Source organism: Streptacidiphilus pinicola, assembly GCF_003258295.1.
Lineage (GTDB): Bacteria > Actinomycetota > Actinomycetes > Streptomycetales > Streptomycetaceae > Streptacidiphilus > Streptacidiphilus pinicola.
In genome coordinates this window covers 21,715-43,454 of record NZ_QKYN01000067.1, presented here as the reverse complement: position 1 = coordinate 43,454, position 21,740 = coordinate 21,715, and the positions used below count along the sequence as shown (strand labels likewise).

The following is a 21,740-nucleotide window of genomic DNA, read 5'->3' as shown; positions in this document are numbered from 1 at the left end:
CGTGTCCCCTGTACTTCGACCCCGACGTCGCTCAGGCGGCAGTGGCAGCCGCCCGCGCTGGCTGCGGTCGCCCAAGGTCGCCGCAGGTTCGCTGATCCTGCTCTTCTTCGTGCTGCTGGCGGTCTTCGGGCCGATGGCGGCCCCGCACTCGCCCGAGTGGCAGGCGTCCACGCTGGACAACGTGCCGCACCCGCCGTCATCGCAGTTCTGGCTCGGCACGGACGTGCAGCAGCACGACCTGTTCTCGCAGCTGCTGGCCGGTGGCCGGGACACGCTGCTCATCGCCTTCGTGGGCGGGCTCGTCGCCACCGCCCTGTCCGTGGTCGTCGGCGTGAGCGCCGGCTTTCTCGGCGGCAAGGCCGACGAGGTGCTGTCGATCCTGACCAACATCTTCCTGGCGCTGCCGGGCCTGCTGATCCTTATGGTCGTCATGAAGATGATGCCGGACGGCGACACCGGCAACCCGCTGCTGATCGGCGCCGTCATCGCGCTCAGCGCCTGGGCCTGGGGCGCCCGCGTCCTGCGGGCGCAGACCCTGGCGCTGCGCAACCAGGACTACGTCGACTCCGCCCGCGTCGTGGGCGAGGGCCGGGTCCGGATCATCCTGTTCGAGATCCTGCCGAACCTCCTGCCCATCCTGGCCTCCTCGTTCATCTTCACCGTGATCTACGGCATCGGCGCCTACGCGTCCCTGGCCTGGCTCGGTCTGATCAATCCGACCAATGCCTCCTGGGGCACCATGCTCAACACCGCCCAGCAGTTCAGCGCGACCACCAGCGGCACCTGGTGGTGGTACGGGCCGCCGGCCCTGTGCATCGCCTTCGTCGGTATCGCCCTGGCCCTGCTCAACTTCGGTATCGACGAGATCGTCAACCCGCGGATGCGCAGCACCCGCAGGGGGCTGCGCAGCAAGGGACCGCGATTCCAGCTCGGCCTCACCCCCGTCGTCCGCGCAGAGGAAGGAACACGTCCGTGACGCAGACCCAGACGCTCAACCCGTCCAAGGCCACGACCGGACGGGAGGTCGTTCTTGAGATCCGCGGCCTCGACGTGGACTACGGCTTCGGTCCCGACGCGGTCCGTGCCGTCAGCGGTGCGGACCTCACCCTGCACCGGGGCGAGGTGCTCGGCCTCGCGGGCGAGAGCGGCTCCGGCAAGTCGACGCTCGCCTATGCGCTGACCCGGCTGCTGCGCGCACCCGGTGTGATCACCGGCGGGGAGGTGCTGTTCCACTCCCGCCCGCAGGGCGCCGACGCCGGTCCTGTCGAGACCGTCGACATCCTGGCCGCGGACGCGAAGGAGCTGGGCCGGATGCGCTGGTCGGAGCTGGCTGTGGTGTTCCAGAGCGCCATGCACGCCCTGAACCCCGTCGCCCGGATCGACGCCCAGCTGACGGACGTGCTCAAGGCGCACCGCCGGCACATGAGCCCCGCCGAGAGGCGCGAACGCGCGGTCGAGCTGCTGCGCATGGTGGGCATCAGCGCCGACCGGCTGCGCAGCTACCCCCACGAGCTCTCCGGCGGCATGCGCCAGCGCGTCATGATCGCGATGTCGCTGGCTCTGGAGCCGCAGGTCGTCATCATGGACGAACCCACCACCGCCCTCGACGTGGTGACGCAGCGCGAGATCCTCGAAGAGCTGATGCTGCTGCGCGAACGTCTCGGCTTCGCGGTCGTCTTCATCACCCACGACCTGTCCCTGCTGCTGGAGCTCGCCGACTCGATCGCCGTCATGTACGCGGGGCGGATCGTGGAGCGTGCGAGCGCGGCCGAGCTGTTCCGGGCACCCCGCCACCCCTACAGCCTCGGCCTCAAGGGCTCCTTCCCGAGCCTGCACGGCGAACGCGTCCGCATGGAGGGCATCCCCGGCGCCCCGCCCAGCCTGAAGTCCATGCCGAGCGGCTGCGCGTTCCACCCGCGCTGCAAGTTCGCCGTGGACCGCTGCAAGGTCGACCTCCCGCCCCTGGCCACCCCGGCCATGGACCGGATCGACGGCCTGCCGGACGTCTCCGCGCCGACGCCCACCCAGCGGGTGAGCTCCTGCTGGCTCCACGACGGACAGCAGGCCGCCCCCGACGCGCTGGCGCTCCCGTTCCCCACTCCGGTGCACCTGCCCGACCAGGTGGCCACAGCCCCCAACGGCGACACCGCATCCGGGGCGGACCGGGTGCCCAGCAGCACGACCGTGACCCACCCGACACTCGGGAGCACTTCATGACCGACATCGCCGACACGGTCAACGTCGAACGGGTGGTCCACGGGCCGGACCGTCCCGGGACGCCAGCGCTGGAGGCCCGCAACCTGACCAAGCACTTCAAGGTCCACGGCGGCCTGGGACGCGGCGCCGGCGTTGTGCACGCCGTCGAGGACATCTCCCTCGCGCTGCCCCGCGGCACCGTCACGGCGGTGGTCGGCGAGAGCGGCTCCGGCAAGTCCACCCTGGCCCGGATGCTCACCCAGCTGATCAGCCCAACCTCCGGCGAACTGCTGCTCGACGGCGAGCCGGTGCGCGGCGACGCGAAGTCCCGCCGCGCCTACACCAGCCGCGTGCACCTGGTGCTGCAGGACCCGTTCTCCTCGCTCAACTCGGTGCACACCGTCCGCTACCACCTGGAGCGCCCGCTCAAGCTCCACGCCGGCCGACGCCTGGGCCGGGAGGAGCTGGAGCGGCGCGTCCTCGACCTGCTGGAGCGCGTCTCCCTCACACCCGCTGACAACTACATCGACAAGTACCCGCACGAGCTCTCCGGCGGGCAGCGCCAACGCGTCGCCATCGCCCGCGGACTTGCCGTGGAGCCGGAGGTGCTGCTGGCCGACGAGCCCGTCTCGATGCTGGACGTGTCGATCCGGCTCGGCGTGCTCAACCTGCTCGACGAGCTGCGCGAGCGCGAGCAGTTGGCCATTCTCTACGTCACCCACGACATCGCCTCGGCCCGCTACCTCGCGGACTCGATCGTGGTCATGTACGCGGGGGAGATCGTCGAGTCCGGTGACGCGGTGCGGATCACCGACGCGCCGGCCCACCCCTACACCCAGCTCCTGCTCAGTGCCGCGCCCGACCCCGAGCGGGCCGAGCCTCCGGTGCTGCGCGGGCGGGGCGCGCCGCCCAGCCTGGTCTCCCCGCCCAGTGGCTGCCGCTTCCACCCGCGCTGCCCGTTCGCGATGCCGGTCTGCGCCGAGCAGGCGCCGCCCACGCTGCAGGCCCCCGACGCGGAGTCCGCGCGGCATGTCGCGGCCTGCTGGCTGCTCGACCCTGAGCACACACCCACCACGTCCGCCGAACCGGATGTGCCGCAGACGAGGCACATGCCCTCGCCCCAGCGCCACGAGGACCCGACGGATCCGGCGTGAACCGCCGCTCCGTCGGCCGGCACCTACCACCCAAGGATCGCCGGAATGCCCCGGGCGAGCGCCAACTCGCCCGAAGCGACGTCCGCTTCGACACACCGCGAACCGTCCGGCACGCACCGGCCGGATCGCAGCAGCACCACCGCACCACCGCTCACTGACCTGGACATGGTCGTTCACCACTGGCCGGCGCGCGCCGGTCGGACCCAAGGAGCGTACGACAATGAGACGCAGCACCACCTTCACGAGCATCGCCGTCCTGGCGGCCCTGGGAATGAGCCTCACGGCCTGTTCGAGCTCCTCCTCTCCCAAGTCGAGCGGCTCGGGCGGCGGCAGCGTCGCGGCGGAGACCCTCTACCTGGAGGACAACACCGGCGCGACCGCGTTCACCGAGGACTTCAACCCGTTCGACGGCAACTCCTTCGGCCGGACGCAGAACACCGACTCGCTGATCTACGAGCCGCTGCTGCAGTACAACACCCTCAACCCGACCCAGGCGCCCACCCCGTGGCTGGCCGACAAGATCGACTGGTCGAGCGACGGCAAGACCGCCACGATCCACCTGCACGCGGGCGTCAAGTGGTCCGACGGCTCCCCGCTCACCTCCGAGGACGTGGCCTTCACCTACCAGCTGGTGACGGACAACGCGGCGGCGAACACCCAGGGCGTGCCCAAGGCCGCCTCGATCGCCACGCCCGACACCAGCACCGTGGTGCTCACCTTCGCCTCGCCCGAGATGGCGAGCGCGCAGGCGATCGGCAATCAGCTGATCGTGCAGAAGAAGCAGTGGTCCGCGGTTTCCGGTCCGGCGACCGCGGTCATCAAGGCGTCGCAGGCGATAGGCACTGGCCCCTACGTGGTCGACGCCTTCGCCGCGCAGAAGGTCAGCTACAAGGCCAACCCGGCCTACTGGGGCGGCAAGCCCAAGGTTCCCGAGGTCGCCGTGGCCAACTACGCGAGCAACGACGCGGCCACCACCGCGCTCGCCCAGGGCCAGCTGGACCTGGCCGGCAACGACATCAACAACGTGCTGACCTCCTTCGTGGCCAAGGACACGCAGCACAACCACCTGTTCCAGACCGACGCGCCGTACTTCCCGGCCGGCAACACCGTCGCGCTGCTGCTCAACACCAAGAGCCCCACCGCGCCGGCGCTGGCCGACGTGGCGGTCCGCAAGGCCGTCAGCGCGGGCATCGACCGCGCCTCCATGGCCAGCCAGTGCGAGACGAACTACGAACTGCCCGCCTCCTCCTCCGGCGGCCTGACGCTGCCGCTGGACCAGAGCTCGCTCAACCCGGCGACCGCCAAGGACCTGAAGCCGGGTTCGGACGCGTCCGCGGTGCAGAGCCTGCTGAGCGCGGACGGCTACGCCAAGGTCGGCGGCAAGTGGACCAAGGGCGGCAAGACGATCTCGTTCACGATCATCGACCCGAACTCCTTCACGGACTACTGGTGCGACGCCAAGGCCATGCAGCAGACGCTGAACGGCCTCGGCTTCGACGTGAAGGTCAACGGCGACATGGACTACAACGGCTGGAACACGGCCATCACCACGGGCAAGTACGACGTGGCGCTGCACTGGGGCCAGGGCACCACGGCCTTCCAGCGGCTCCAGTTCATCCTGGACTCCACCCTGACCTCCCCGGTCGGCCAGCCCTCCGCCGGAGACTTCAGCCGCTACCAGAGCAGCGCGGCCGACGCCGCGGTGAAGCAGTACCAGAACGCGACCACCCCGGCCGACCAGCAGACGGCGCTCAACGCCCTGCAGCAGGAGCTCTCGACGAACGTGCCGGCCGTGCCGGTGCTCTACGGCGCGTCCTGGTACGAGTTCAGCACGGCCAACTTCACCGGCTGGCCGACGAAGGACAACGCCTACGTCAACCCGACCCCGCAGGATCAGTCGTACGAGTACATGATCCTGCACCTGACCCCGGTCAAGTAGGGCTGCAGATCGGACGATCCTCCCTCGGGCCGCGGTCAAGGAGTGCCTTCCCGCGGCGGTCCGAGGGACGGAGGAGAACCGTCGACGCGTGCTGCCCACCGTCGTCGTGACGCCTCCGAACCGCGGTGACGCGGAGGCACTACGGACCTCCTCGTCACCCGGTCCAGGACGCCGGCCCGGAATCCGACCCCGCGCCCGGCCGGCGTCCTGGACCAGCCCCGTTCCCCATGGTTCCCCGGTTCCTCCGCTCGGCCTCCGTAAGGAGCACATCCATGACTGACCGTCAGTTTCCGCCCGGCTTCATCTGGGGCACGGCCACGGCCGCGTACCAGATCGAGGGCGCTGCCGCCGTGGACGGGCGGTCTCCGTCGATCTGGGACACCTTCAGCCATACCCCCGGAAAGGTGGTCGGCGGCGACACCGGCGACGTCGCCGCCGACCACTACCGCCGCTGGCCCGACGACGTCGAGTTGATGACGCGGCTCGGCGTCGGCGCGTACCGCTTCTCGGTCTCCTGGTCGCGCGTCCAGCCGACCGGGACCGGTCCTGCCAACAAGCGCGGACTCGACTTCTATCGCGCGCTGGTGGACGACCTCCTCTCGCGGGGCATCCAGCCCTGCCTCACGCTCTACCACTGGGACCTGCCGCAGGAGCTGGAGGACGCCGGCGGCTGGCCCGAGCGCGAGACCGCCTACCGCTTCGCCGAGTACGCCGAACTGGTGGCGTCCGCGCTCGGCGACCGCGTCCGGCTGTGGACCACGCTCAACGAACCCTGGTGCAGCGCGTTCCTCGGCTACAGCTCCGGCGTGCACGCCCCCGGCCGGACCGATCCGGTGGCCTCGCTCAAGGCCGCGCACCATCTCAACCTCGGCCACGGCCTGGCCGTGAAGGCGCTGCGCGCCGGGCTGCCGACCGAGGCGCAGGTGTCGGTCACGCTCAACCCCGCCTACACCCGTCCCTTCTCCGACGCGCCCGCCGACGTCGACGCTGCGCGTCGCATCGACGCCCTGGCTACGCGCGTTTTCACCGGCCCGATGCTGGAGGGCGCCTACCCAGCAGACTTGCTGGCGGACACCGCGTCTCTGACCGACTGGTCCTTCGTGCGCGACGGCGACACCGCGACGAGCAACCAGCCCCTCGACAGTGTGGGCTTGAACTACTACTCGCCGACCCTGGTCTCGGCCGCCTCCGGCCACGGCCCACGCGTCATGGCCGACGGCCACAAGCCCAGCGAGTTCTCCGCCTGGCCCGCCGCCGACGACGTCGACTTCCACCAGGCACCCGGCGACCGGACCGCGATGGGATGGTCGATCGACCCCGCCGGGATGTACGAGCTGCTGATGCGGTTCACCCGCGCGTACCCGGCCCTGCCGCTGCTGATCACCGAGAACGGCGCCGCGTACGACGACAAGCCAGGGACCGACGGCTCAGTGCACGACCCGGAGCGGATCGCCTACCTGCACAGCCACCTGGACGCCGTGCGGCGCGCCATGGCGGACGGGGCCGACGTGCGCGGGTACTTCCTGTGGTCGCTGCTGGACAACTTCGAGTGGGCCTACGGCTACTCCAAGCGCTTCGGCGCGGTCCACGTCGACTATGCGACACAGCAGCGCACCCTGAAGTCCAGCGCCCTTTGGTACGCCGACCTGATCAGCACGGGCTGTCTCCCGCAGCTGGAGTGAGCGCCCGGCACCCCGAGGCAGGCGGCGGCCGCACACCTGAGGGTCTGTGCGGCCGCCGCCGCGTTCACACCCTGACGCACCGTCAAAGATGATGGCGACAGCCGCCTCGGGAGCAGTTTTTTGACCCTGCGCCTTCCGACGACCCAGGAAGGCGCTCCGCCCGTTGCGGCCCCGTGATCTGTCGCCGGTCAATGCGAGCCGGCCGGGTCGGGAACCCGGGCAGGCAGACCTTCGCGACAACGCGCCTGTTAGTAGTAGGTGTCCGGGCTGCTGTAGACAGCGCCGGTGGCCTTGTCGGTCAGCGTGATGTGGCAGGTGCCCTGCGGATCGACGTTCCAGAAGTACGTGTACCAGCCCGACGTCGGGGAGAAGGTACCGGAGTCGGGATCCACCCAGCCGTTGTTGCAGACCAGGGTGAAGTCCATGGGGTCACCGACCAGCGGGTTATTGCCGCCGTAGAACAACGCCTCGGCGTTGTAGCCGCCGTTTCCGCCCTGGGCACAGAGACGTACCCAATAGGCGCTGTCAGTGCAGTGGAGACTGTCGGCGTGGGCCGGTGCAGTGACAGCCAGCCCCATACCTGCAGCCATGCCAAGGGCGGTGGCTGCGGACGCGATGCGTCGCGTGATGCTCATGTGCTCTCCTTCGTTGTCAGTGCAAGCACTGAGAAGATGCTCTGGTAGGACTTGCCAGGTCTTCCGCTTCCAGAGCTGGTCGTTGTTGCCGTTGCAGTCCCACTGGATGGCCTGGGTGTCCGGGCGCCTGAGCCAGCTCCACCGCGCCCCCGTTCCCGACGAGCACCCCGGCCTGTTGGAACGCCTGACCGCTGTGCCCGATCCGCGCCGGCGCGCCGGCCGCCGTCATCCCCTGGACTTCGTCCTGGCACTGGCCGCGTGCGCCGTTGTCGGGGGCGCGAAGTCCCTGGCTGCGATCGTGGAGTGGGTCGCCGACGCGCCACTGGGCGTGCTCTCCCCGCTCGGCGGACCGGTGCGCGAACCGACCGAACCGGTCGCCCCGCCGAGGCCACGGGCGTTCACCGCAACCCCTGGATAAGGGTGGAATCAGCTGATGACTACGTCTTCGTTCGGGACGTCCGCGCACTGATACAGCTTCGCCGGGTTGCCATTGCCCAGACCGCCCCAGATGTTCAGACAGTTGGCGGCCGCCGACCTCGGCTGGAGCTGCAACCCGCCGATCGTGTTCACAGTGTTCCACGTACCGTCATTGTCACCGTTGCAGGTGTACAGCTTGATGTCGTTGCCGGAGACGTCGCCACCCTGCCAGTCGTTGGCGCACATGTTCGGGTTCGTCACCGACTGGATCTCGAAGTGGTAGCTGTCGGTGTAGATGATGTTCCACCTCTCCGCCTGGTCGGTGTTGCCGCATTGCCACGACGTGAGCTGCTGACCTGAGGCGGCGTTATTGCCGGGAATATCCAGACATTGGTAAGGCTGGTTGTTCCCGACCAGAGGGAACCAAATGTTGATGTTGTACTCGTTACTGGCGGCGTGCGCCGGGGCGGCACCGAGGGTGAGGGCTACGAGCGGAACAGCAGCGGCGGCCAGGGCGGCAAGACGCTTACGCATGGGTGACTCCCAGTCATGCTTCGGGGGAACGACGAGGCTGCCGTGAAAAACTCGGGCGCGCTTTCGGTCGGTGGAGATGCTGCCAGTCGTCCCGCCCACCGAGAACCCAGGATTTCGGTGGTTGCGGTCGAGGTGTCAGTTCTCGGTCCGCTGCACGCAGGCGACTCCCGGGCTGTAACTGCCCCGGCGCAGGTTGGTAGCTGAAATTGTCGCGGCGTCGGCCGTGGGCACCGCGGTGACAGGACGGTTCCGGCGGCGGCCATGCTGGCCGCACCACACCTGCTGGTGGAAGCACTAGGCGGGGGTCTGGCTAGTGGCCCAGGCCAGGCAGCTCATCGTGTTGGGGCCCGCGACGCCGTCGATGCCACCAGCGCAGTTCAGGGCGCTCTGGAACTTGTTCACCCAGTACAGGGTGTTCTGGCCGAAGTAGCCGTCTGTCGCAAGACCCGCCCCGAGTTCCTGGTTCAGTTCCTGCTGCAGGATGACGACGCAGCCGTCCTGATAGTTGGGCGCATAGGAAAGGTTGTGGTCGGGGATCCAGTAGCCCTTGGGGGCGAGGTCGGAGTTGTAGTAGATGGTTTGGTAGCAGTTGGCGTTCGCTGAGGCGGTCGTTGCGGTGGCGACGGTGCCGAGGCCAGCGAGCATGGCGGCGGCGACTGCAGTGCCGGCTGCCTTCTTGAGAATCAACCTGAGGTCCTTTCAAGATCTGAGCCCGGCTCTTCACTTCAGCCCAGCAGGAGGCCCCAAGGGCTGCCCTGGGTGGGTTGTGAAGGCCGAACGATGGGAGCCTATGAGGCCTGCGTCCATAGCTGTGTGCTTGCTGTGCAGACTGTCTTGACGATGCGCGCAAAGGCGCTGGAGGAAGGACGGGATGAGGGTCCGTGTCCCTCAACGGTCGGTTGTTCGGCTGTGGTGTTCACGGGGTGTGGTGCTTACGTGGTGCGGAAGGCTCGGCTGAAGGCGGCGGATTGGGTGAATCCCCAACGAGGGGCGATGGTGTGGACGGGCTGGTCGCGCAGGCGGGGGTTGGTGAGGTCGGCCTGGCAGTTCGAGTCGGTGTCGGCGGATGGACGCGGCCACGCTCTCTTGCTGGTCTTGGAACAGCAGGTAGAGGGTGCGCAGGGAGATGTGGTGGGTACCGCTGAACCACCTAGACCACCCCCGCGCTGCCGTGCCGGTCGCGGGGCCCCCGTCCGCGCGTCTCGCTCGCGCATCCCAGCGGTCAGGATCCGCCGGCGAGCCGCCAAGACTCAATGTCGCGGTAGCGGATCACCCCCGGGCCGCGGCCGATGTTGCTGCCCACCAGGTGGAGGCGCTCGGCCTGCCAGGTGCGGCCGGCGAAATCGGTGAGACTCGCGGCCGCCGACAGGATGTCGGCCTGCTGGCCACGCCGTCCCCGGGCCAACGTCAGGTGGGGGCGCAGCGGGCGCTCTTGGAAGGCGATGCCGCAGGCCCGCACCGAGTTCCGGACTTCATCGGCGAGGACGTGCAGTCCGTCGAGTTCCCCCTCGATCCCGCTCCACAGCAGCCGCTCGTCGAAGTGGCCGCCGCCATTCAGGTCCAAGTCCAGGGAAGGACGATCCGCAGCCAGATGGGCGAGGGCCGACCGCAGGAGTGGGACGACCGTGACCGGGAGCTCGCCGAGGAATGTCAGAGTGATGTGCCAGTCCTCGATCCGATTCCACCGCAGGTGGGGGTATTTCGCGTAGGCGAAGTGCAGGGCGCCCGCCAACTCATCCTTGGCATCGTCGGGTGGGGCCAACGCAACGAACAGACGCACGGTCGGGGACTGCTGAGGATGATCGGTCACCAGGGCTTTCTAGCATCCCTCGCGCGCCCGCCACGTTGTGCCTTCGGTGATCGAGTCCCAGGCCCGCCAGGAGCTTCCCTACTTCACCAGGCTGGCACAAAATGGCCCCGGTCAGGGCGAAGCCAGCCAGGAAGGGACCCCCGACCGATCCAGCCAGTCCGGCTGCCTCGGGATAGCCGAAGCGCAATGGTCGCCGCCAGCAGGGTGGCCTGGCCACGTCTGACCCGTCCTCGGGTGTGGCCGAAGCGCCGCGGCGGTGGATCGGGTGACGGGCCCGGCTGCCGAAGGCTCCGAAGCCGTTGTATAGGCCCTCAGCACCCGCGGGACGCTCCGGCACCGTGCGGCCGAGGGCACCTTGATGCGCCCGGGGTGTATCCCTGGGACCACACGACCGCACGTAGGGTAGCCACGGCGGGGATGAAGGGAAGCTGGATGCGCGATGCGTACCGCGAGGAACTTGCGGAGATCACCGACGGCCTGGAGCAGATGGCCCTGATCGCCGCCTCAGCGATCGGCCGTGCCACCACCGCCTTGCTGGACGCCGATCTCCAGCTCGCCGAAACTGTGATCGCCGCGGACGACCGGCTCGACCAGCTGCAGCGCGACCTGGAGGAACGGGCGATCGCCGTCCTCGCGCGCCAGCAGCCCGTCGCCACCGAACTGCGCACCGTGGTGACCGCGCTGCGGATCAGCGCCGAACTGGAGCGCTCTGGCGACCTGGCCCTGAACGTGGCCAAGCTGGCGCGCCGCCGCTTCCCCGACCATGCCGTCCCCCATGAGCTGCACGCCACCGTACTGGAGATGGGACACGTCGCTCAGCGCTTGATGGCCAAGGCCGCGGACGTCATTGCCACCCGCGAGCTCAAGACCGCGCTCGAACTCGAGGGCGACGACGATGCCATGGACGACCTGCACCGCGCCCTGTTCCGGCGCCTGATGGACGACCGCTGGCAGCACGGCGTCGAGGACGCCGTCGACGTCACCTTGGCCGGCCGCTTCTACGAACGCTTCGCCGACCATGCCGTCTCCGTCGCCAAGCGCGTCGTCTACCTCGTCACCGGCACCTACGCCGACGACCTTCCCCCGCAGTAGCCCTTGCTGGCACACGGGCTGACACGGGGCCGCCCCTCGGTCCGCCCAACCAGGGGCAGACCCGTCGGGATCCTCCCGCATCACGACGCCCATACAGGGACGATCCAGATGCCGGCAGCGGTGGTCGCTGCCGGCGAATCAAGGAGGTTGAGATGAGTGCGGGACTTGTCGGCAAGGTCTGCGTCGTCAATGGCGCGGCCAGCCTGATCGGCCAGGCCGTCGCCGAGCGGTTCGCACAAGAGGGCGCGGTCGTGGTCGGAGTGGACAAGGTCGAGCACAAGGTCGGCGCGCACACGCTGCAGGCCGACCTCACGGAAGAGGCCCAGGTCGAGGACATGTACCGGCAGATCGTGCTCGAGCACGGCCGGCTCGACGTCATCTACAACAACACGGGCCTGATGGACCGAGGCGACCACTCCGTCCTCGACATGAGTCTGCAGACGTGGCGCAACGCGCTGGATGCGAACCTCACCAGCGTCTTCCTTTCCTGCAAACACGGTATCCCGCACCTGCTGGCCACCGAACCGGCCGGTGGCAGCGTCATCAACGCCGCCTCGTTCCTGGCCGCTGTCGGTTCGGCGACCGCACCGATGGCTTACACCGTGGCGAAGGCCGGGGTCGTCCAGCTGACCAGGGACCTGGGCGTCCACCTCGCCCGCAGCAACGTGCGGGTCAACGCGGTGCTGTTCGGGCCCATCGAGACCCCGCAGCAGCGAGCCATCCTGGAACGCGACCCGAGCGTGCTTCAGAAAAGGCTCGTCCACTGGCCCATGGGCCGCTTCGGCACCCTCGACGAGGCCGCGGGCACGATCGCCTTCCTCGCCGGCGACGACGCCGGCTTCATCACCGGCGCCGCCATCCCCCTGGACGGCGGCATCACCGAGGCCTTCACCGTCCCCGAATGACATGCACGACCACGGGTCGATGTGGCTGGGCACCTGAACGCCCCGCTGACGCCGGAAGGGCGTCGCCTGGTGGTCGCTCGGCAGCCCTGCTCGCTCCCGCGCCGCCGGTTGCCTCGGGTTCGCAGAGGTGCCGGCGGGCATGAGGGCGTGAAGCCGGTGCCGGTGCTTGTCATGCCGGCCAGCAGGATCTCTCGTGCCGCCAGTTGAAGGTCGGTCGAGCGGCCGCCGCTCGCCCCGGGCAGAGCGGCGCGCTCAGTCGCGGCTGCTCCGTGGCTGGGCCGCCAGTAGTCATGTGCCCGCCGTGCCCGCCGTGCCCGCCGTGCCCGCCGTGCCCGCCACGGCCGCCGGGCACGCCTTGGCGCTGCGGGCGGCTGCTCGCCGCCCGCGCCATGCCGCCCGCTGCCCGGCCCGCCGCGGGGGCGCGCGCTGCATCCTCACCCACCCGTGAGCTTCCAGGGCAGGACAGATGATCAGTCATCGGCCGCAACGAGGAGGGTCAAGACCTGCCGATCGTGGTCGATGGCAACGAACTCGTGGAAGTCGATGTGGACCCCGCCCCAGTCGTGGAAGGCGTCACGGCCCAGGTCACGGAGACGGTAGAGACGGCTGGCTGAGTTCACCACAGCGAAGAGCGTCGCTTCGAGTGCGTCCTCCAGCGAGCCCGGAAGGCCGCCTTGCTGATTCGCCCACTCCTTCAAGACCTGCGCGGCCTCGGCGCGAGCGACCGGTTGGTAGTCGTGGGGGCTGACCGTGCGGAGCCAGTAGGGGCCGTGGCGGGTTCCGCCGGGATCGACGCCACCTCCTGCATAGTCGTCGCGGAACTGCGCGTGGGCGACGACAGCGGCCAGCAGGTCGGAGTCCCGGCTGCCTTGCGGAAAACGGAAGGACTTCAGGTCGACCCAGCGAAAGCCGTGGGCGCGTCCATCGGCGAATGGATGGTCCCGAAAGTTCACGAAGGTCAGGTCAACGAAGTCGAGCTCGGTCACTGAAGCACGCTATCCCGAGGCTGACGCAAGGCTGGTGTGCCTCAATGGCCGGTTGCTTGGCTGCGGTGTTCGCGGGGGGTGGTGCCGTAGCTTGTGCGGAAGGCTCGGCTGAACGCGGCGGGTTGGGTGAATCCCCACCGGGCGGCGATGGTGTGGATGGGCTGGTCGCGCAGGCGGGGGTTGGTGAGGTCGGCGTGGCAGTGTTCGAGTCGGCGTCGGCGGATGGATGCGGCGACGCTTTCTGGCTGGTCCTGGAACAGCAGGTACAGGGTGCGCAGGGAGATGTGGTGGCGGTCGGCGATCGCACGGGGCGTCAGCTCGGGATCGGCCAGGTTGGATTCGATGAAGGTGTTGATCTGCCGGAGCAGAGTCCGGCTATGAGACGCGCTGGACATGTCCGGCAGCTCACCGAGCTGCTGGGCCAGGCAGGCGCTGGTCAGTTCGACGGCTATGGTCCCGAGCCCGTCGAGATCCTGCGGGCGGCAGTCGGGACCGTGGCTGCCCAGGTTGATCAGGAATTGGGCGAGGATGGCGCCCAGCCCGGTCCTCCCGGAGATCTTCCGCGCCAGCAACCGGTCGATGTGGTCCGCGGGTAGCGGCAGCTGCGATTTGGGGATCTGCAGGACGAAGGCCTCGACCGTTGGATCGGTGGGTCCGCAGCCGGACTCGAAGGGGCGCGAGGTGTCCCACAGCACCATGTCCCCGATCAGTGTCCCGGATTCGCCCCGGTGCTGGGAGAGCCACATGGAGCCCTTGGTCACCAGCCCCAACTGGTACTGCTCCGGGTCATTCCTCCGGATCAGGGTCGGGGTGCGCCTGGCCCGGACCGGGGAGTAGGAGTAGCGCGAGATCTGGACGTGTCCGAGTGCCAAGGCGGCGCCCTCGGCTTGGAACGCCGTTGGGTTCTCGGTGGCGAGTGCCACCGGCGCCAGGGCGCTCGCGACGACCTCGTTGAACCAGTCGAACCTCTCCCGAGCCGAGACCTCCGCGGTCGAACCGCCGACCCACTCCATCAACGCCCCCGTTGTTCATCAGTTTTTACCGTCTGGACACCAGGGCGCCCAGGCAGTCTGCAGTCTGACGCACACGGCCTCGGCCGCGTCGCACGACACCCGGTGCTGGTCACGCCGGGCCCCTGTGTCCTGCCGCACGGAACGGCAAGGAGGTTTGCACGTCCTGCACACTCCCAAGATCGCCGGCCGCCTACGCTCCCAGGGGCGGCGGCAGTTCGGCCCCGCAGGTCCGGCCGGGCAGTGCCGGCGTGAACCGGGAGGACACCATGGTGAACACCGATCAGCACGACTTCGGCAAGGCAAGGCCGCACCGGGTTGTGATCTTGGGGGCCGGGTATGCGGGCATGTCTGCGGCTGTTCAGCTCGCCGTCCGCGTCAGGGGGCGCGAGGATGTGCTCGTGACCGTGGTGAACGCGCAGGAGCGCTTCACCGAGCGCCTGCGGCTGCACATGTCCGCGACGGGTCAGTCGCTGGCCGAACTGAGCATCGCGGAAATGCTGGAGAGCACCAGCGCTCGCTTCGTGCCAGGCCGGGTGGCCGCGGTGGATGCGGACGCGAAGGCGGTGCGGCTCGACGACGGCCGCGTGCTGCCCTACGACACGCTGGTGTACGGGCTCGGCGGGGTGGCCGATACCGCGGCGGTGCCCGGAGCCGATGACCACGCGTACACCCTGAGCAGCGCCCAGGACGCCGACCGGCTGCACGACCGGCTCTCGCGGCTCGGTAGCGGCACGGTGGTGGTGGCCGGCAGCGGGCTGACGGGCATCGAGTCGGCCGCGGAGATCGCGGAGCAGTTCCCCGGGCTGAACGTTGTCCTGCTCGGCAGGACGGCACCCGGGGCAGCCATGAACCCCAGAGCGCGGGCGTACCTGCGGACCGCGCTCGACCGGCTGAGCGTGCAGGTGCGAGTCGGCGTCGACGTGGTGAAGGTCCTGTCGGACACGGTCGAACTGGCCGACGGCGAGACCGCCACCGCGGACGTCGTCCTGTGGACGAGCGGCACCCGGGGCCTGCCGCTGGCCGCCGACGCCGGTCTGACTGTCGACGCGCTGGGGCGCATCGTCACCGACTCCACCCTGAGATCGGTGTCCCACCCGGACGTCTACGCGATCGGGGACGCGGCCGCGATCCGCCAGAAGTACGGCGTGATGCACGGCACCTGCCAGGGCGGCATGCCGACGGGGGTGCACGCCGCACTGTCGATCGTTCGCGTGCTGCGGGGCAAGCGGCCCAAGCCGTTTCGCTTCGGCTACTACCACACGCCGGTCAGTCTCGGGCGCGGTGACGGCGTCGTGCAGTTCACCCACCCAGACGACAGCCCGCGCCGGATCTGCCTGACCGGATCCCTCGCAGCGAAGTACAAGGAGACCGTGACTGCCGCGCCCTGGCCCACCTACGCTCGAATGGCGAAGTTGCCCGCCGCCGGCGCGTTCTGGCCCCGAGGGGGCCGCTTCACCCGCACCCGGAAGCCCCAGTGACAGGCGGCCACCCATCCCGCCGGTGGCGGCTGGGGGCTCCTCGGCGAAGCTGCTGTACCGCCGAACCACCCGAAGCACCTCCTGAATCGCTCAACCTGGTTGGCCGTGCCACCGTCAGTTGGGTCGTGGTCTTCGCTGGCTTCCACATCTACTGGGCACTCGGAGGCACCTTCGGCTTCGGCGACGCGAGCACCACCGTGCCGCCGGTCCACAGTGCGACCCAGTGGGCCTACACCGTCCTGGTCACCGGTCTGTTCGTCGTGGGCGCCGCATTGCCGTTCGCCCTGTACCGGTCCTGGGGGCGCGCGTTGCCCCGCTGGTTGCTCCACGGCTGTGCCTGGATCGGCGGCGCACTGCTGGGACTGCGCGGCTTCTCGGGGCTGCTTGACACCGCGCTGCGCCGGACCGGCCTGATGAAGAACGGACTCACCGGCCTGACGTACCAGCAGATCCTCGGCGTCGCCCATCCGGACGCCTACACCTTGTGGTCCTCCAGCGCCATCGACCTCTACTTCGCCACCGGCGGCGTCCTTTACTGCCTCCTGGCACTGGCGCACCAGCGCGCCCGGCCCCCCACGCCGTGACGCTGCCGCGGTGACCGGCACGCCGACGACCCGTCAGAGCTTCCGGTCGACGACGGTGATCAGATAGGCGGACTCGACCAGGACCCCGGGGTGCGGATCGTCGGCACGCCGGTTCCAGCGCGGGAACACCGCAGCGAGGTCCTCGTGCAGGGCCTGCCAACGCCCCTCGCCTTCCAGCCGGGGCCGTTCGGCCTGCACATGCCCGGCCGTGCGGAGCCAGAAGGCGGCCGCCTCCGACGCCGAGGCGAAGGAGAAACCGTGCCGCTCCACCCGGCTCGTGACCGAGACCGTGCCAGGCACATCGAACAACGCGCGGACGAAGTCCGGGTCACCCCAGCGGGTCGGTGGCTGGGCGCCGACCGGGGGAGGAGGGAGGTAGGGGCCAATGGCCCGGTTGATGGTGGCCATCAGGCCGTCCGGGGTCCAGGCGGCCAGGACGATCCGCCCGTCGGGTGAGCACGCGCGCAGCATGGCCGCTGCGGCCTTGTCGGCGTCCGGCGCGTACATGGCGCCGAAGACCGATACCACCCGGTCGTGGACACCGGGGAGTTCCTCGGCGTCCGTCTGTCGCCACTCGACCGTCAGCCCTTCGACGCGGGCGCGTTCGACGGCCAGAGCCAGCAGTTCCGGCGTGGGGTCGGACATCGTGACCGCCGCGCCGAGGCGCGCGGCAGCGAGCGCGGCGTTGCCCGTGCCGCAGCCGACGTCCAGCAGAGTCATACCCGGGGTGAAGCCTGCCGCGGTGAGGACGCGGTCCGCGACGGGTTCCAGACGCCGGGCCATAGCTGGGTAGTCGCCCAGCGCCCAGGCGGCGGCGGCCGGGCGGGAGGTGGAACTGCGGGGAGGGTTCTCGGTCACCATGGAGCCTTTCTCGCTGTGATGTCCCCCAAGCCTCGTACGATCGAACGGCAAGCGGTGGTACAGGAACTGGACCGCTCGGATCTGGAGAAGCGTGCGACAGGGGATTGAGTACTGCCCGGTCACGGCCGGCGTCGAGGCGGTCGGCGACCGCTGGACACTGCTGGTGCTGCGGGAACTGCTGCTCGGCTCGCACCGGTTCAACGACATCCACCGCGGCCTGCCCGGCATCAGCCGAACCCTCCTTTCGGCGCGGCTGCGCCGAATGACCGACATCGGCCTGCTCACCCGCACGGTGGACGAGTCAGGCCGCCCCCGCTACCTGCTGACGCCGGCCGGCACCGCGCTGGAGCCGCTCGTCTGGCAGCTCGGAGACTGGGCGCGCCGCTGGTTCTTCGGCGACCCGGATACGGAGCAACTGGACCCTGGCTGGCTGCTGTGGCGGCTACGGCAGTTCGCCATCCACGACGCGCTGCCCACGGGCCGGGTCGTGGTCGAGTTCGTGCTGACCGGCGGTCAGACCGAGCGCGCCTGGCTGGTCCTGGCACCCAACGACGTCAGCGCCTGCCGCAAGCACCCGGGGCACGACACCGACATCTGGGTCACCGCCGACCAGCGGGAACTGCACCGCATCGTCGCGGGAACCAGCACACTGGTCACCGCCACGCGCCAGGGCCTGCTCCGCCTCGACGGCGAGCCCCGGCTCGTCGCTGCCTTCCCGACCTGGTTCGCCTGGCGGACACCGGGCAGCTGACACTGCGTTCGGCGGCCGCTATCTTGATCCACAAGCCGGACCGCAGATCGGTGTGAAGGGCAAGCAAGGGGGCTGCCGCGGAATTGGATCGCCCGTCATACCTGTCTGGGAGGCTCCGGGCATGGAATCGACAATGCAGCTGACGATCGACTGCTCCGACCCGCAGAGGATGGTCGCTTTCTGGGCCCTGGCTCTGGGCTATGTGCCCGAGCCCCCGCCGGACGGGCACGCCACGTGGCGCGCCTACTGGGAGGCGATAGGGGTGCCCGCGGAGGAGTTGCCGACCGGGGCCGGCGACATTCCGGAGTCGATCGTCGATCCGGCGGGTCGTGGACCGCGCGTGTGGTTCCAGCAGGTTCCGGAGCCGAAGACCGCCAAGAACCGGTGGCACTTCGACCTGAAGGTCGGTGGCGGCCGTGACGTCCCGCTGGACGTCCGCGCGCGGCGGGTCAGGGCCGCGGTGGACCAACTGGTCGAGGCCGGCGCCACCGTGCTGAAGATCAAGGATGAGCCGAACGCGGGGCTCTACGCCGCGGCCATGCAGGACCCCGAGGGCAACGAGTTCGACGTCGTCTGAGGAGCGTCGCGATGGTGCCTGTCACAGCCACTCATTCACGGCTGCGACAAGCACGGTCGCCTCGTTGCGAACAGCGAGCTTGTCGTAGCGCGTGGCGACAGCACGGTTTCTCTTGAGGCGGTTGATGCCGCACTCGACCGCGTGGCGCTCGCGGTAGTCGGTCGGCTCGAAGCACGGCGGCCGACCACCGCGGGATCCGAGCTTCTCGCGGTTGTGTGCCTGGTCGGCCTTCTCCGGGATGGTACAGCGGATCCCGCGGCGGCGCAGATAGGCGCGGTTCTTGCGGGACGCGTAGGCCGTGTCGGCCCGTACCCGATCGGGGCGGATGCGTGGCCGACCCGGCCCGATGCGGGGCACGCGGACGATCCCGGGCAGGAGCGCCGGTCACCTGAGGTAGTCCGCGCGTCCCTCGTCGTCGAGTTCGAACGGGCCCTCAGGGATGATGCAGAACTCATTGCCCTCAGGGTCCGCCATCACCAGGAACCCGCCGTCTGCGTACTGCTCCAACCTGTGTCCGCCGAGCGTCTCAACACGCTGTTGCTCGGCGGCGGGGTCGGGTGAGCTGACGTCGAAGTGCATGCGGTTCTTGCCCAACTTGGGTCCGGCGGTCTGCTGGAAGCCCAGCCCCAGGTCGTTCTCCCGTCGCAGCCATACGTAGGGGCCCATTCGGGCCACGATCGGCCTGCCGAGCAGTTCGGACCAGAACGTAGCCAGCTGCTCCGGGTCAGTGGCATCGATGATGAGGGCATTGATCCGCACAGATGAGTCCGCCATGCGCTGATCCTCTCAGGTCGCGCGGGGCTGCCCAGGCGAGTACACCGACGCCTTCGACGCCGTCTTCGAGGCCGAAGGCATCGGCGTGCTGCTCAGCGCACCTCAAAGCGCACTTCCACCGACCCGCACCGTTCACGAGACCAACGGCCGCCGGAGGCCGCGGAACAGCAGCCGGACCTGTCCGTGAATGCGGCGGGCAAGCTGCTGGTGGCGGTTCTTACCCGGCGTACCGGAGCACGGCGGCGCAGCCGTCGTCGGCGCGTTCGCCCGGAAGCAGCTCGCTGAAGGTGGCATCGGTGGCCGTCGCCGCGCGCAGCAAGGACGTCGCCGCCGAGGCCTGGAATGCCGCGCCGGCGTGATCGCCGAGGGCCTCCCGGGCGCTGCCCACGAGTTGTGGGGCGGTGTGGCTGCCCCACTTGAGCGGGTCGTTCCCGCGATCCGCGCTCAGTAGCAGGGTGCGGACGTTTCCGCGGGCGAAGGCCTCGCTGACAGCGGGGATGCCGTGAACGGCCAGGCCCTGGCCGAGTGCGGCCCGGTAGTCGTCCATCGCCTGCCGGTGACTGCGCAGTGAGGCCTCGGCCAGGGCCCGGTCGACGTCGGCGCGCAGCGCGGCGAGGGCATCGTCGCCACCCCGGCCGCCGCCGACGTCCACCAGTTCCACGTCGAGCCGGTGCGGCGCCAGCGCCTCGCGCAGCACACCGAGGGCCTTGGGGTCGGCACCGACGAACACGACCTTCGCGTCGACCGACTTGACGGCTTCGGCGAGCTCTTCGGCGACCCCCGCCGCGTTCTCCGACCAGAGGTTCCGGCTGCGCCGATGGTACGAGGCCATGGACGGGCCGCCCGCTCGAACGCGGGTGATGTGCAGGGTGCTGCCGTCGTAGGTGCGGCTGGTGGCGGGATCGAACGCGCCGGCCGGGTAGGCGTCGATGTCACCGCCTTCCCGGTCCAGCGCGACGACCGCGTAGGGCAGCTGGTGGTCCAGATCGAGCACGGTCTCCAGCGGGTCCGCGAGCGGCCCGGTGACCGCCCGGCTGCGCGTCGGCGGAGTGGTGAGGGTGAACGCCCCGAGCAGCCGGCCCTCGGTGGCGAACAGCGACTCGCCCTGCGGGCCCATCACGTGCGGGGCACCGCCCACCGCGTCGTCGAGTACTTCCAGGGTGGCCACGTCCACGCCCTCGGCCTGAAGCGTGCGGCGCAGATCCCGCCAGGTCACCTCGAGGCGCTTGTCGGAATCCTGGTCGATCCGGCTGGTGTCCAGGTGGACCGACACCACGGGCGCGGATCCGTCGGAGGCGTACAGCGGACGGAGCAGTTCGAGTTCCATGACGGACCTTCCAACTCGGCCCGCATCGGGGCTGGCTACCGGTGAGGTACCGGGCACATGACTCTCATGGGACAGCACGTCAACCCGGCTGGCGAGCAGGGTGATCCCCCCGGGTGACAAGGGTCCGCGACGCAGACCGGGGCCCCGATCGCGCGGAGGATCGGGCGGGAGCTGGCCCGCCCCGGGGCTTCAGCGCCTTTCGGTCTGCAGACGACGTGCGAGTGGCATGTTGTAGGCGGTCGCGGGCCGTTTGGCCGTCATCGCCCAGACAGGCGGTCGGCGCGGTCCTGCTTGCAGCGCTTCCGAGCCGCCATCAATCCGAGCGTCAGGCCGACTACGCCGGCAGCCCAGAGGTGCTGCGGGTCGGCATGCCCGGTCGCCCTAGAAAATGCGGCGCCCGCGATCGTCGCGGGGACGGCAATGAGCAGCGTGATCAGCGCGAAGCGGAGAGCAGGAGGCACGCGCGGACCCTACTGTCCGGCCGTGTGGCTGGTCGATCCGCATGCCACCATCCGAGACACCATCGTCCGGGGGCTCGCCCGGTCTGCACCTGAACGACGAGAGGACCACATGCTGACACTGCTCGAGATCGTGACGCCGTTGGTCTGCATGTTGCTGCTCGTGGTGGTCGTCACGACCATCGTGTCCCTACTGTGCCGGAGGCTCGGCAGGCAGTAGTGCGGACTTGAGGCCACAGCCGCGGCCGCCCTCGTACCTCCGAGTGCAGACGCCGTGCCGGCTGAGGGAACGTCACTCGATCGGTGTCTCTCAATCGGCGGAGAATTCCGGCCGCACGGACAAGCACATCGCAGCCACGTACAGAGCAAGGGTGGCCCTCTACCGCCAGGCCTTGGAGCGCCGGCTCCGCGATATGTAGCAATAGGCCCGGGCACGGGCGGCAACCGCCCCCCAGAAACCGGCGTGAGCCCGCGTCCTTTGGGGGCGGCGCGCTGGCGGCTGCAATGTCGTGGGGCGGGCCCGGATTCAGGGATCATGTGGGCCATGAACGAGCGTGTGGCCGTGGG

23 protein-coding genes and 2 pseudogenes are annotated in these 21,740 nt (G+C 69.5%); 14 read left to right on the top strand and 11 right to left on the bottom strand.

Annotated features, from left to right (window positions below):
* Position 1: 1 nt before the first annotated feature.
* From DN069_RS41630 to DN069_RS17580, 5 genes are all read left to right on the top strand, one after another.
* Positions 2 to 976 carry an ABC transporter permease gene (locus DN069_RS41630; protein ID WP_111501968.1) on the top strand — a complete coding sequence of 325 codons (975 nt, stop codon included), beginning with the start codon at positions 2 to 4 and terminating at the stop codon, positions 974 to 976.
* Positions 973 to 2,217, top strand: a complete 1,245-nt coding sequence (locus DN069_RS17595) for an ABC transporter ATP-binding protein (protein WP_243639371.1) — start codon at positions 973 to 975, stop codon at positions 2,215 to 2,217. Before DN069_RS41630 ends, DN069_RS17595 begins: the two co-directional genes overlap by 4 nt.
* Positions 2,214 to 3,350, top strand: a complete 1,137-nt coding sequence (locus DN069_RS17590) for an ABC transporter ATP-binding protein (RefSeq protein WP_111501966.1) — start codon at positions 2,214 to 2,216, stop codon at positions 3,348 to 3,350. Before DN069_RS17595 ends, DN069_RS17590 begins: the two co-directional genes overlap by 4 nt.
* A gap of 220 nt (positions 3,351 to 3,570) precedes the next feature.
* The gene (locus DN069_RS17585; RefSeq protein WP_165845531.1) at positions 3,571 to 5,289 is read left to right on the top strand and encodes an ABC transporter substrate-binding protein; all 1,719 of its coding nucleotides are present in this window, start codon (positions 3,571 to 3,573) and stop codon (positions 5,287 to 5,289) included.
* Between the two features lie 272 nt (positions 5,290 to 5,561).
* Positions 5,562 to 6,971, top strand: coding sequence for a GH1 family beta-glucosidase (locus tag DN069_RS17580; protein ID WP_111501964.1), 1,410 nt, complete (start codon positions 5,562 to 5,564; stop codon positions 6,969 to 6,971).
* Positions 6,972 to 7,219: 248 nt separating this feature from the next.
* On the opposite strand, the gene DN069_RS39425 is transcribed toward DN069_RS17580, so the two are convergent.
* On the bottom strand, positions 7,220 to 7,606 hold the full coding sequence (locus tag DN069_RS39425; RefSeq protein ID WP_133259952.1) for a hypothetical protein: 387 nt from the start codon (positions 7,604 to 7,606) through the stop codon (positions 7,220 to 7,222).
* Positions 7,607 to 7,712: 106 nt separating this feature from the next.
* Here DN069_RS39425 and DN069_RS17570 point away from each other — a divergent pair, with 106 nt between their 5' ends.
* A complete protein-coding gene (locus DN069_RS17570) occupies positions 7,713 to 8,024 on the top strand; it encodes a transposase family protein (RefSeq protein WP_243639368.1) in 312 nt (103 codons plus the stop codon).
* Between the two features lie 8 nt (positions 8,025 to 8,032).
* On the opposite strand, the gene DN069_RS17565 is transcribed toward DN069_RS17570, so the two are convergent.
* The 4 genes and pseudogenes from DN069_RS17565 to thpR all read right to left on the bottom strand — a co-directional run bounded on the left by DN069_RS17565 (position 8,033) and on the right by thpR (position 10,367).
* Positions 8,033 to 8,557, bottom strand: coding sequence for an RICIN domain-containing protein (locus tag DN069_RS17565; protein WP_111501962.1), 525 nt, complete (start codon positions 8,555 to 8,557; stop codon positions 8,033 to 8,035).
* Positions 8,558 to 8,851: 294 nt separating this feature from the next.
* Positions 8,852 to 9,244, bottom strand: coding sequence for a peptidoglycan-binding domain-containing protein (locus DN069_RS17560; protein WP_111501961.1), 393 nt, complete (start codon positions 9,242 to 9,244; stop codon positions 8,852 to 8,854).
* A gap of 245 nt (positions 9,245 to 9,489) precedes the next feature.
* Positions 9,490 to 9,691: pseudogene (locus DN069_RS42860) on the bottom strand (helix-turn-helix domain-containing protein); the annotation flags it as partial.
* 88 nt (positions 9,692 to 9,779) lie between these two features.
* Positions 9,780 to 10,367, bottom strand: coding sequence for an RNA 2',3'-cyclic phosphodiesterase (gene thpR / locus DN069_RS17555; protein WP_243639366.1), 588 nt, complete (start codon positions 10,365 to 10,367; stop codon positions 9,780 to 9,782).
* A gap of 432 nt (positions 10,368 to 10,799) precedes the next feature.
* On the opposite strand from thpR, the gene phoU reads away from it, so the two are divergent.
* From phoU to DN069_RS40090, 3 genes are all read left to right on the top strand, one after another.
* Positions 10,800 to 11,459 (top strand): phosphate signaling complex protein PhoU, encoded by a 660-nt coding sequence (gene phoU, locus DN069_RS17550; protein WP_111501960.1) that lies wholly within the window; start codon positions 10,800 to 10,802, stop codon positions 11,457 to 11,459.
* Positions 11,460 to 11,611: 152 nt separating this feature from the next.
* Positions 11,612 to 12,364 carry an SDR family oxidoreductase gene (locus tag DN069_RS17545; RefSeq protein ID WP_111501959.1) on the top strand — a complete coding sequence of 251 codons (753 nt, stop codon included), beginning with the start codon at positions 11,612 to 11,614 and terminating at the stop codon, positions 12,362 to 12,364.
* A gap of 292 nt (positions 12,365 to 12,656) precedes the next feature.
* Positions 12,657 to 12,812, top strand: coding sequence for a hypothetical protein (locus DN069_RS40090; protein ID WP_165845529.1), 156 nt, complete (start codon positions 12,657 to 12,659; stop codon positions 12,810 to 12,812).
* Positions 12,813 to 12,834: 22 nt separating this feature from the next.
* Here the strand turns inward: DN069_RS40090 and DN069_RS17540 are convergent, their stop codons facing one another.
* Entirely contained in the window at positions 12,835 to 13,350 is a 516-nt protein-coding gene (locus DN069_RS17540; RefSeq protein ID WP_207892179.1) for a hypothetical protein, read from the bottom strand.
* 41 nt (positions 13,351 to 13,391) lie between these two features.
* Positions 13,392 to 14,363, bottom strand: coding sequence for an AraC-like ligand-binding domain-containing protein (locus DN069_RS17535; RefSeq protein WP_111501958.1), 972 nt, complete (start codon positions 14,361 to 14,363; stop codon positions 13,392 to 13,394).
* Between the two features lie 266 nt (positions 14,364 to 14,629).
* Here DN069_RS17535 and DN069_RS17530 point away from each other — a divergent pair, with 266 nt between their 5' ends.
* On the top strand, positions 14,630 to 15,841 hold the full coding sequence (locus DN069_RS17530; RefSeq protein ID WP_111501957.1) for an NAD(P)/FAD-dependent oxidoreductase: 1,212 nt from the start codon (positions 14,630 to 14,632) through the stop codon (positions 15,839 to 15,841).
* 125 nt (positions 15,842 to 15,966) lie between these two features.
* Positions 15,967 to 16,425, top strand: a complete 459-nt coding sequence (locus DN069_RS17525; RefSeq protein WP_165845528.1) for a DUF3995 domain-containing protein — start codon at positions 15,967 to 15,969, stop codon at positions 16,423 to 16,425.
* 33 nt (positions 16,426 to 16,458) lie between these two features.
* On the opposite strand, the gene DN069_RS17520 is transcribed toward DN069_RS17525, so the two are convergent.
* Positions 16,459 to 17,286 carry a class I SAM-dependent methyltransferase gene (locus DN069_RS17520; protein ID WP_165845527.1) on the bottom strand — a complete coding sequence of 276 codons (828 nt, stop codon included), beginning with the start codon at positions 17,284 to 17,286 and terminating at the stop codon, positions 16,459 to 16,461.
* A 91-nt stretch (positions 17,287 to 17,377) separates the two neighbouring features.
* Here DN069_RS17520 and DN069_RS17515 point away from each other — a divergent pair, with 91 nt between their 5' ends.
* Both DN069_RS17515 and DN069_RS17510 read left to right on the top strand, forming a co-directional pair.
* Positions 17,378 to 18,037, top strand: coding sequence for a winged helix-turn-helix transcriptional regulator (locus DN069_RS17515; RefSeq protein WP_165845526.1), 660 nt, complete (start codon positions 17,378 to 17,380; stop codon positions 18,035 to 18,037).
* 121 nt (positions 18,038 to 18,158) lie between these two features.
* Complete coding sequence (locus tag DN069_RS17510) at positions 18,159 to 18,614, top strand: VOC family protein (RefSeq protein WP_111501953.1); 456 nt, start codon at positions 18,159 to 18,161, stop codon at positions 18,612 to 18,614.
* A gap of 21 nt (positions 18,615 to 18,635) precedes the next feature.
* Here the strand turns inward: DN069_RS17510 and DN069_RS17505 are convergent.
* From DN069_RS17505 to DN069_RS17495, 3 genes and pseudogenes are all read right to left on the bottom strand, one after another.
* A pseudogene (locus DN069_RS17505) lies at positions 18,636 to 18,977 on the bottom strand (transposase); the annotation flags it as partial.
* A 21-nt stretch (positions 18,978 to 18,998) separates the two neighbouring features.
* The gene (locus DN069_RS17500) at positions 18,999 to 19,388 is read right to left on the bottom strand and encodes a VOC family protein (protein WP_111501952.1); all 390 of its coding nucleotides are present in this window, start codon (positions 19,386 to 19,388) and stop codon (positions 18,999 to 19,001) included.
* Positions 19,389 to 19,605: 217 nt separating this feature from the next.
* The gene (locus DN069_RS17495; RefSeq protein WP_111501951.1) at positions 19,606 to 20,715 is read right to left on the bottom strand and encodes a baeRF2 domain-containing protein; all 1,110 of its coding nucleotides are present in this window, start codon (positions 20,713 to 20,715) and stop codon (positions 19,606 to 19,608) included.
* Positions 20,716 to 21,198: 483 nt separating this feature from the next.
* Here DN069_RS17495 and DN069_RS39420 point away from each other — a divergent pair, with 483 nt between their 5' ends.
* A complete protein-coding gene (locus tag DN069_RS39420) occupies positions 21,199 to 21,393 on the top strand; it encodes a hypothetical protein (protein WP_133259950.1) in 195 nt (64 codons plus the stop codon).
* Positions 21,394 to 21,740 lie beyond the last annotated feature (347 nt).

Coding starts and splice junctions, on each gene's coding strand:
- DN069_RS17570 (WP_243639368.1), top strand. CDS start 7,713: ATGGCCTGGGTGTCCGGGCGCCTGAGCCAGCTCCACCGCGCCCCCGTT.
- DN069_RS39425 (WP_133259952.1), bottom strand. CDS start 7,606: ATGAGCATCACGCGACGCATCGCGTCCGCAGCCACCGCCCTTGGCATG.
- DN069_RS17530 (WP_111501957.1), top strand. CDS start 14,630: ATGGTGAACACCGATCAGCACGACTTCGGCAAGGCAAGGCCGCACCGG.
- DN069_RS17545 (WP_111501959.1), top strand. CDS start 11,612: ATGAGTGCGGGACTTGTCGGCAAGGTCTGCGTCGTCAATGGCGCGGCC.
- phoU (WP_111501960.1), top strand. CDS start 10,800: ATGCGCGATGCGTACCGCGAGGAACTTGCGGAGATCACCGACGGCCTG.
- DN069_RS17565 (WP_111501962.1), bottom strand. CDS start 8,557: ATGCGTAAGCGTCTTGCCGCCCTGGCCGCCGCTGCTGTTCCGCTCGTA.
- DN069_RS17520 (WP_165845527.1), bottom strand. CDS start 17,286: ATGGTGACCGAGAACCCTCCCCGCAGTTCCACCTCCCGCCCGGCCGCC.
- DN069_RS17495 (WP_111501951.1), bottom strand. CDS start 20,715: ATGGAACTCGAACTGCTCCGTCCGCTGTACGCCTCCGACGGATCCGCG.
- DN069_RS17585 (WP_165845531.1), top strand. CDS start 3,571: ATGAGACGCAGCACCACCTTCACGAGCATCGCCGTCCTGGCGGCCCTG.
- DN069_RS17535 (WP_111501958.1), bottom strand. CDS start 14,363: ATGGAGTGGGTCGGCGGTTCGACCGCGGAGGTCTCGGCTCGGGAGAGG.
- DN069_RS17590 (WP_111501966.1), top strand. CDS start 2,214: ATGACCGACATCGCCGACACGGTCAACGTCGAACGGGTGGTCCACGGG.
- DN069_RS17580 (WP_111501964.1), top strand. CDS start 5,562: ATGACTGACCGTCAGTTTCCGCCCGGCTTCATCTGGGGCACGGCCACG.
- DN069_RS17510 (WP_111501953.1), top strand. CDS start 18,159: ATGGAATCGACAATGCAGCTGACGATCGACTGCTCCGACCCGCAGAGG.
- DN069_RS17500 (WP_111501952.1), bottom strand. CDS start 19,388: ATGGCGGACTCATCTGTGCGGATCAATGCCCTCATCATCGATGCCACT.